This is a genomic window from Rhodopirellula maiorica SM1, from assembly GCF_000346295.1.
GTDB classification, from domain to species: Bacteria; Planctomycetota; Planctomycetia; order Pirellulales; family Pirellulaceae; genus Novipirellula; species Novipirellula maiorica.
In genome coordinates this window covers 1-703 of the sequence record NZ_ANOG01000858.1, presented here as the reverse complement: position 1 = coordinate 703, position 703 = coordinate 1, and the positions used below count along the sequence as shown (strand labels likewise).

The following is a 703-nucleotide window of genomic DNA, read 5'->3' as shown; positions in this document are numbered from 1 at the left end:
ACCGAACCTGGACGTGTTGGTCATTTCACGTGGCGGTGGCAGCCTCGAAGACCTGTGGTGTTTCAACGAAGAACCGGTGGTCCGAGCGGTCGCAGCGTCCGGCATCCCCACGGTCTCCGCCGTGGGCCACGAAATCGATATCACCCTCTGTGATCTCGCAGCGGATTTGCGAGCGTTGACGCCCACCGACGCCGCCACTCGCGTGCTGCCCGACGGTGTCTCACTGAAAACGACCGCAACCAATTTGCGACAGCGTCTCGATCGCTCGATTCGATCGGTAATCGAAAATCGTAAAACTGAAGTGGCCTCGCTGATGCAGCGTCCCACCTTGCGAAAGCCGATGGAGATTATTCATTTGCGATCGCGAATGCTCGACGAACTGGATGGGCGAGCACGTCGGGCGATCAATGGAAATTTGAAAGTGGCACGAAGCCAACTAGGTGAACTCGCAGCCTCACTTTCGGCGCTCTCGCCCGTTGCCGTCCTGTCACGCGGCTATAGCGTGACGATGGACGCGGATGGAAAAGCAGTCGCCGATGCGAGTTCGCTGAGCGCCGGAGATCGACTAGAAACGCGGCTGCACAAAGGCCGTGTCGTTTCCAAGGTCGAATCGGTCGAGGATGGCGAAGCGGAGTAACGAAACCACTGGTTCCCGGGCTCCAGCCTGGGAACCCAATGGATTGCAGGCTCTCGTCTGCCGAGC

General features: G+C 59.2%; 1 protein-coding gene. It reads left to right on the top strand.

What is annotated here, in order from left to right:
• Positions 1 to 637 (top strand): exodeoxyribonuclease VII large subunit (xseA, locus tag RMSM_RS27500; protein ID WP_040769632.1); only part of this gene is annotated, 637 nt, incomplete at its 5' end.
• Positions 638 to 703 lie beyond the last annotated feature (66 nt).